The organism is Aeromonas sp. LsrichE-8G (genome assembly GCF_022869435.1).
Classification (GTDB): domain Bacteria; phylum Pseudomonadota; class Gammaproteobacteria; order Enterobacterales; family Aeromonadaceae; genus Aeromonas; species Aeromonas caviae.
This window is the reverse complement of record NZ_JALIHH010000086.1, coordinates 1-7,475: the sequence shown is the minus strand read 5'-3', so window position 1 is coordinate 7,475 and position 7,475 is coordinate 1. Positions and strand designations below refer to the sequence as shown.

Below are 7,475 nucleotides of genomic sequence, written 5' to 3'. Positions count from 1 at the left end.
ACACGCCGTTTTAGCCTGTGGAGGCGTGGTGCAATCAGGCCGCCCGATGAAGCAGGAACCCGGTACTGCGCGAGCAGCTATCACCCAGTAATGGGAATCCCCCTCCTGTGACGCGAAGCGCTAAGGTGGGGGAGGATGTCAACAACGACATGAACATCCAGATCGCCACGGCCGCCGAGGAGCAGCACGCGGTCTCCGAGGAGATCAACAAGAACCTGGTGGCCATCCAGCAGATCGTCAGCGAGCTGACCGAGGCGTCCGGGGAGTCCAGCACCACCACCCGCGCCCTGGCAGGCACGGGTGACAAATTGCGCCAACTCGTCTCCCGCTTCCGTTACTAATCACATTTTTGCCGTCTGGACAGGATTTCCAGACGGCAAATTTGGGGATCGGCGCAGAATGTGTGAAAATCGCGCCATTCGTTCCTTTCGTTAGCCCCAACCCTATGAATGAGATCGTGAAAGGCAGTATCGATTTGATCCGTCAGCTCAACTACGGCCTGGTCTATGCCAGCCTGGAGGAGCACAAGGAGCTGTCCCGTACCGATCTGTCCCGTCTGACCGGCCTGTCGCCGGCCAGCATCACCAAGATCACCCGCGAGCTGCTGGACGGCGGCCTGGTGGTCACCTGCGGCGAGAGCTCGGTGGGGCGTGGCCGTCGCCAGACCCTGCTGCGCATCAACGAGCGCCGCTTCCAGTTTCTCTCCATGCGCCTGGGGCGCGGCTATGTGGACATGGCCCTGTTCGATCTCGCGGGTCACTCCCTGGCACGCCATCGCCATGTCTTCAACGAGGCGGAGCGTGCCGAGCTGCTGGCCAGCCTGGTGCGGGCCATCGAGGGCTTTTTGCCCAAGAAGGCGCTGCGTCTGGCCTGCATCGCCCTCTGCCTGCCTGGCCAGGTGGAGCGCCACTCCGGCATGGTCAAGCATTTTCCCTATTACGATCTGCGCAACTGGCCCCTCGGTCCCACCCTGCAGGAAGCCTTCTCGGTACCCGTGCTGGTGAGCGGCGACGTGCGCACCTGGATCCAGGCCGAGCGGGAGTGGGGCGCCGCCAGGAACTGCTCGGATGCGGTGCTGGTGTTCGTGCACAACGACATCGGGGTCGGCATGGTGGTCAATGGCCAGCTCATCGAGAGCGAGTCGGCTCTGCTCGGGGATCTCAGCCACCTGCAGCTCGAACCCTATGGCCAGCGCTGCTACTGCGGTGGCTTCGGCTGCGCCTGCACCCTCGTGACCAATCAGGCGCTGGAGGCGCAATATCGGGAGCTGCGCGAACGGATGCAGGAGTTCGATCTGCCCGAAAGCGTCACCATACGCGAGCTGTGCGAGCTGGCGCTGGCCGGCAACAGCCTGTGTCAGGACATCCTGCACCAGGCAGCAGGCCGCCTCTCCCGGGTGCTGGCGAACCTCATCTGCCTGCTCAATCCGGGCAAGCTGCTGCTCGGGGGGGAGATCACCCGGGCCGATCGACTGCTCTTCCCCATGTTGCACCAGTCCCTGGCAAGCCAGTTGCCCGCCGAGTACCTGGTGCGCCTGCAGATTGAATCCACCCACTTCTACGAAGATCCCACCAAACCCACCTCGGTGCAGGTGCACAAGGCCCTGCGCGATGGCAGTCTGCTGCTCGACTTGTTGCGAGGCGACAAGGAGGCATGAGGCTCGGGTTGCAAGGACGCTTCCTGCTCATTCTCTGTCTGGTCAGTCTGCTGCAACTGGTGTTGCTGAGCGGGGCCAGCTACTACTATGTCGCCGAGCAGCGCTACCGTGAGGTGGGGGATCAGGCCCTGGATGTGGCACGGCTGGTGGCGCGGGAGTCCGGCGTCATCGCCGGGGTGAAGCGGGCGGATACGGTCCGCCTCAATGCCCTGGTGGAGCGGATCCGCGCCGAGGTCGGGGCCAGCTACATCGTCATCGGGGACAGGCAGGCACGCCGCCTGGCGCACCCCAATGCGGACCGGATTGGCAAACCCATGGTGGGTGATGATCCCGAGCGTGCCCTGCAGGGGGAGGCCTATATCTCCAGGGCCCAGGGGTCCCTCGGGGTCTCGGTGCGCGGCAAGGGGCCCATCCGTGACGAGATGGGCAAGATCATCGGGGTGGTGTCGGTCGGCTATCTGGTGCGGGACATCGATGCGGATCTGCAGGACTATTTGCGCTTCGGCCTGGCCATGACCTTGCTCATCGTGCTGCTCAACAGTGTCGCCGCCGCCTGGCTGGCCCGGCGCTACAAGAAGGCGATTTTCGGCTTTGAACCCGAGCAGATGGGGCGTCTCTATGCGGAGCTAGACTGTACCCTGCGCACGGTGCGCGAGGGGATCCTCACCATCGACGAGCAAGGGCGCCTCACCTCTCTGAACCCCAACGGCATCAAGCTGCTGCGCCTGGACGACACCACTGCCCGGGCCGCTATTGGACAGCCCATCGGTCACCTGCTGCCGGGCAGTCGCATGCTCTCCATCCTGCAAGAGCAGACCCCCCAGTTTGACGAGGAGATCGTGCTCAACGGCCAGTCCCTCATCGTCAACCGGTTGCCGCTGGTGCGCGAGGGCAAGCTGATCGGCGCCGTGTCGAGCTTTCGGCGCAAGGACGAGCTGGCGGAACTCAGTGCCCAGCTCTCCCAGGTGCAGGCCTACAGCGATCTGCTGCGGGTGCAGACCCACGAGCACAACAACCAGCTTGGGACCATCGCTGGCCTCATTGAGCTCGGGGCCACCCGGGAGGCGCTCGCCTTCATCGGGCGGGAGGCGGCCACCGAGCAGACCCTGCTCGGCTTCCTGATGGGGGCCATCGCCAAACCCAAGGTGGCGGGGCTGCTGCTCGGCAAATACCACAGGGCCCACGAACTCGGTCTTGAGCTCGTGATCGATCCCGATGCCCGTCTGCACGACATTCCTGCCCGTGTCAGCGGTTCCCAGCTGGTAACGGTGCTGGGCAACCTCATCGACAACGCCTTCGAGGCGACCCGCCGCCACGGTGCGCCCTATCAGCCCATCCGGGTTTCCCTGAGCGAGCTGGGGCAGGATCTGGTGCTGGAGGTGGAAGACGGGGCTGGCGGCATCGACCCGCAGTTGGCGGACAGGTTGTTCGAACAGGGGGTCAGTAGCAAGCCCGAGCCAGGACACGGTATCGGGCTCTCCCTGGTGCGCAAGACCCTGGATGCCCTGCAGGGGGAGATCACCATCGAAGCCACGACGCAGGGAAGTTGCGTCGTCTGTTACATTCCCAAGGAGGTGTAAGTGATCAAGATCCTGATCGTCGAGGATGATCCCGCCATTGCCGAGATCCACCGCCGCTTCGTGCAGCGCCTCGCCGGTTTCGAGGTGCTGGGGGTGGCGCTCACCCTGTTCGATGCCAGGGAGCAGATAGGGATCCTCAAACCCGATCTGGTGCTGCTGGATGTCTGGTTGCCCGATGGAGAGGGGTTCTCGCTATTGAGAGAGCTGCGCCAGGCGGGGGCGAGTCTGGATGTGATCCTGCTCACCGCGGCGCGGGAAGCCGCTGCCCTGCAGGAGGCGATGCGCCTCGGGGTGGTGGATTTCATTTTGAAGCCCGTGGTGTTCGAGCGGCTGCGCGACACCCTGGAGAAGTACCGTCAGAGCATCGCCGCCCTGGCGGCGTTGGCCGACATCGACCAGCAGGCGGTGGACACCCTGTTCGGTACGCCGTTGCAGCAGGTGGCGGCAGAGGGACTGCCCAAGGGCATCGATGCTCTCACCCTGCAGCGGGTGCTGACGGCCCTGACTCCGGAGGCCGCCAGTGCCGAGGAGATAGGCTGCCGGATAGGGGTGAGCCGGACCACGGCGCGCCGCTATCTGGAATTTCTGGTGGGGCAGCAACTGGCGAGCCCCGAGCTCGAATATGGCACCGTCGGGCGGCCGGAGCGGCGTTACCGCAAGCCGTGATCCGGTCGTCCGGAACCTGTCGTCCAGACAAGAAAAGAGCGCCTTTCGGCGCTCTTTTTGTCAGGATTTGCTTCCCGTGGGCATCAAGGTCTCTACGCGTGATGGGGCAGGGTTCAGAGGTGGCAGAGGCTCATCGATTCAGTGGCTGGTGGCAAGCTCCCCCTTGGGGGCCCGGCGAGCCTGCCACCACTGCCAGACGGGCAGCAGCAACATGGTCAGGGTGATCACCGTGAAGGCGAGGGTGATGGGGCGCTCCCACAGGAAGCTCAGGCTGCCGTCGTTGATCACCAGGGCCCGGCGCAGGTTGTCCTCCAGCATACCCCCCAGGATGAAACCGAGCAGCATGGGGGCCATGGGGAAGGTGAGCAGGCGCAGGCCGATGGCGATCAGTGCAACGATGGCCATCACATGGATGTCCATGGTGTTGAAGGAGACCAGATAGACCCCGGTCAGGGAGAACAGCAGCACCATGGGGATGAGCACGGGGCGCGGCACCGCCAGTACCCGGGCCAGGTAGGGGATGAGGGGGAGGTTCAGGATCAACAGCACCACGTTGCCCAGATACATGGAGATGATCACCGACCAGAAGACGTCCGGATGCTCCATGAACAGACGCGGGCCCGGCTGGATGCCGTAGGCCACCAGGGCGCCCAGGATGAGGGCCGTGGTGCCGGAGCCCGGGATCCCCAGGGTCAGCAGGGGCACGAAGGAGCCGGTGGAGGCGGCGTTGTTGGCCGCTTCCGGGGCGGCCAGACCGCGCAGGCTGCCCTTGCCGAACTGCTCCTGGCGCTGTTTGCCGGCGATGTTGCGCTCGGTGCCATAGGCCATGAAGGCGGCGATGGTGGCGCCGGCTCCCGGCAGCACGCCGATGAGAAAGCCCAGCACCGAGGAGCGGGCGATGGGGGGCGCTATCTCTCTGACCTCTTCCTTGCTGAGCTTGAGGCTGCCGAGCTGCTGCATCTGCCTGGCCTCTTCCTCGCTGTTGTCCTTGCCGGGGCGCAGCACCGCCATCAGGATCTCCGCGAGGGCAAAGGTGGCCATGGCCAGCAGCAGGAAGGAGAAGCCGTCACGCAGATCCGGCAACCCGAAGGTGAACCTGTCTACCCCGACGCTGCGGTCGATGCCGATGGTGGAGATCATGATGCCGAACAGCGCCATGATCAGCGCTTTGAGCACCTGCCCCTTGCCGGCAAAGGCTGCCACGGCGGAGAGGCCCAGCACCATGAGGGCGAAGTAGTCCGCCGACTGGAAGGAGAGGGAGACCTTGGCCAGCAGGGGCGCCGCCACCATCAGCATGATGGCGGAGAGGGTGCCGCCGGTGAAGGAGGCGTAGGCGGCGATGGCCAGCGCCTTGCCCGCCTGTCCCTTGCAGGCCAGGGGATAGCCGTCGAAGGCGGTGACCACGGTGGCGGAGCAGCCGGGGGCGTTGATCAGGATGGAGGAGGTGGAGCCCCCGAAGATGGCGCCGTAATAGACCCCCGCCATCAAGATGATGCCGGAGGAGGGATCCAGGCCATAGGTGATGGGGATCATCAGGGCGATGGCGGTGACCGGGCCAAGGCCCGGCAACATGCCGATAAAGGTGCCGATGAAGCAGCCAAGCACCACCATCATCAGGTTGACCGGCAGCAGTGCAGTGCCGAGTCCTTGCAAGATTCCGTCTAACATGGTGACTCCTTAGAAACCGAGCAGGGTGAACAGGCGACCCGGCTCCAGATAGACGTTGAGCCCCTTGGTGAGCAGGGCCCAGAAACCGATGGAGAAGGGGACGCTGATCATCAGGCCGTAGCGCAGACTGGGCTCACCGAGCACCCGGATGCCCACACTCAGGAAGGCGATGGTCGAGAGCACGAAGCCAAACCAGGTGAGCCCCAATCCGTAAATGACCATGAGCCCGAGCAGGATGAAGACCCGGCGCCAGTCTCCCTCTTCCCGGCGCAGGGGCTCGCCCCCGGGGAAGAGCACCAGCAGCAGGGAGAGCAGCGTCCCGATCCCTGCCAGGGCATAGGGCAGGGTACTGGCGGTGAAGGGTTCGTATTCGTCGCCGGGGTAGCCCGGTATCTCGGTGGCGTAGTAGCCATAGGTGAGGGAGAGCAGCAGAAACAGCAGGCCCCCCAGTCGCTCCTTGGTGATGTTCATCTCTTGACTCCAACATGGGCGGCGGGCCTGCGCCCGCCTGCGATGTGACAACGAGGGTTACTTGATGAAGCCGAGCTCGCGCATCAGGCCGCCGATCTGCTGCTCCTGGCCGTCGAGGAAGGCGGTGAACTCGGGACCCGACTTGTAGAGGTTGGTCCAGCTGTTGCGGGTGCGGACCACTTCCCACTCCGGCTTGTCGTACATCTGCTTGAGCAGGGCGGCAAACTCGGCGGATTTCTCCGGGCTGATGGTGGGGGAGGCGAAGTAACCGCGCCAGTTGGCGAAGACGGTGGGGTTGTTCTGCTCGCTGAAGGTGGGGATCTGCTCCGCCCCCGGCAGGCGTTTGTCGGAAGTGACCCCGAGGATCCGCATCTGGCCTGACTTGACCGCTTCCATCGCCTCGCCAAAGCCGGTGGAGATGGCCTGGGTCTCTCCGGCCAGCACGGCGGCCATGGCGCTGCCGCCGGCATCGTAGGCGACGTAGCGCAGTTTGCTGGCGTCGGCGCCGGCATTCTTGAAGGTCAGGGCGGCGACCAGGTGATCCAGGCTGCCACGGGCGGAACCCCCGGCAATCTTCACCTTGGCCGGGTTCTCCTCGTAGGCGGCCAGCAGCTGGGCCCAGTTCTGATAGGGGGAGTCCGCCTTCACCGCCAGCGCCTGGTAGTCGGCGATGATGGCGGCCACCGGCGTCAGATCACGGAAGGACTGGGGCAGCTCCTTGGAGAGGGATTTGACGATGATGGGGGTGGAGTTGACCATCAGAGTCTTGTCGGACTGGGCCGAGGTCTCGATGAGGTGGGCGATGGCCTTGGCGCCGCCACCGGCGGACATGTTCTGGTAGGAGACGGTCTTGACCAGACCGGACTTGGCCAGCACTTCACCGGTGCCGCGGGCCGTGGTATCCCAGCCGCCGCCAGCGCCGCCCGGGATCAGGAAGTGGACTTCGTTGATCTGGGCGTGGGCGCCGACGCTCAGTGCGAGCAGACTACCGATCAGGGTACGCTTGAAGGTTCCTTGCAACATGGTGCTCTCCTTGTGATTGTTGCAAGAAGGTTAATTAATCATGTCTGACTGGAAAACAATCTGACCGTAATGGCTATTAAGGCTGTTGTGGCCATTGTGTTCATTCTGGTCATGGGCCGAAGAGGGGGGCGCGTATAGAAACGAGGCGCCCGTGAGCGCCTCGTCCGGCAAGGATCACTGGGTCGGTTTCGCCGCCGATGTGCTGATGTCCTCCTTCGCCTCCTGTTTCAGGGCATCGCTCGCCTGCTGGCGCAGAGCCACCTGCTCCATCTTAAATGCGAAAGGGGACTCCCTCCGACGTAGGTGGGAGAGGAATTTCGCCGGGGCGTCAGCCCCGCTGGTTTTGAATGTATTGCTTGATCACCTCTAACGGCGCACCGCCGCAAGAGCCCGCAAAGTAAGAGCGTGAC

7 protein-coding genes and 1 pseudogene are annotated in these 7,475 nt (G+C 64.3%); 4 read left to right on the top strand and 4 right to left on the bottom strand.

What is annotated here, in order from left to right; genetic code table 11:
- Nucleotides 1-143: 143 nt before the first annotated feature.
- The 4 genes and pseudogenes from MUW49_RS13720 to MUW49_RS13705 form a co-directional block, all read left to right on the top strand.
- Nucleotides 144-341, top strand: a pseudogene (locus MUW49_RS13720) (methyl-accepting chemotaxis protein); the annotation flags it as partial.
- Nucleotides 342-445: 104 nt separating this feature from the next.
- Nucleotides 446-1,657: an ROK family transcriptional regulator gene (locus tag MUW49_RS13715; RefSeq protein WP_029314606.1), complete on the top strand. Its 1,212-nt coding sequence runs from the start codon at nucleotides 446-448 to the stop codon at nucleotides 1,655-1,657.
- Nucleotides 1,654-3,237 carry a sensor histidine kinase gene (locus MUW49_RS13710; RefSeq protein WP_244812890.1) on the top strand — a complete coding sequence of 528 codons (1,584 nt, stop codon included), beginning with the start codon at nucleotides 1,654-1,656 and terminating at the stop codon, nucleotides 3,235-3,237. The genes MUW49_RS13715 and MUW49_RS13710 overlap by 4 nt, the downstream gene beginning before the upstream one ends.
- Nucleotides 3,238-3,903: a response regulator gene (locus MUW49_RS13705; RefSeq protein WP_052815430.1), complete on the top strand. Its 666-nt coding sequence runs from the start codon at nucleotides 3,238-3,240 to the stop codon at nucleotides 3,901-3,903. It abuts the gene before it with no gap.
- A 138-nt stretch (nucleotides 3,904-4,041) separates the two neighbouring features.
- Here MUW49_RS13705 and MUW49_RS13700 read toward each other — a convergent pair whose 3' ends face one another.
- The 4 genes from MUW49_RS13700 to MUW49_RS13685 form a co-directional block, all read right to left on the bottom strand.
- Nucleotides 4,042-5,571 carry a tripartite tricarboxylate transporter permease gene (locus MUW49_RS13700; RefSeq protein ID WP_053288415.1) on the bottom strand — a complete coding sequence of 510 codons (1,530 nt, stop codon included), beginning with the start codon at nucleotides 5,569-5,571 and terminating at the stop codon, nucleotides 4,042-4,044.
- Nucleotides 5,572-5,580: 9 nt separating this feature from the next.
- Entirely contained in the window at nucleotides 5,581-6,042 is a 462-nt protein-coding gene (locus tag MUW49_RS13695) for a tripartite tricarboxylate transporter TctB family protein (RefSeq protein WP_052815428.1), read from the bottom strand.
- Nucleotides 6,043-6,099: 57 nt separating this feature from the next.
- Complete coding sequence (locus MUW49_RS13690) at nucleotides 6,100-7,065, bottom strand: tripartite tricarboxylate transporter substrate-binding protein (RefSeq protein WP_052815427.1); 966 nt, start codon at nucleotides 7,063-7,065, stop codon at nucleotides 6,100-6,102.
- A 328-nt stretch (nucleotides 7,066-7,393) separates the two neighbouring features.
- The coding region (locus MUW49_RS13685; protein WP_202904331.1) for a transposase at nucleotides 7,394-7,475 on the bottom strand (82 nt) is incomplete at its 5' end.

Coding starts and splice junctions, on each gene's coding strand:
- MUW49_RS13715 (WP_029314606.1), top strand. CDS start 446: ATGAATGAGATCGTGAAAGGCAGTATCGATTTGATCCGTCAGCTCAAC.
- MUW49_RS13710 (WP_244812890.1), top strand. CDS start 1,654: ATGAGGCTCGGGTTGCAAGGACGCTTCCTGCTCATTCTCTGTCTGGTC.
- MUW49_RS13700 (WP_053288415.1), bottom strand. CDS start 5,571: ATGTTAGACGGAATCTTGCAAGGACTCGGCACTGCACTGCTGCCGGTC.
- MUW49_RS13695 (WP_052815428.1), bottom strand. CDS start 6,042: ATGAACATCACCAAGGAGCGACTGGGGGGCCTGCTGTTTCTGCTGCTC.
- MUW49_RS13690 (WP_052815427.1), bottom strand. CDS start 7,065: ATGTTGCAAGGAACCTTCAAGCGTACCCTGATCGGTAGTCTGCTCGCA.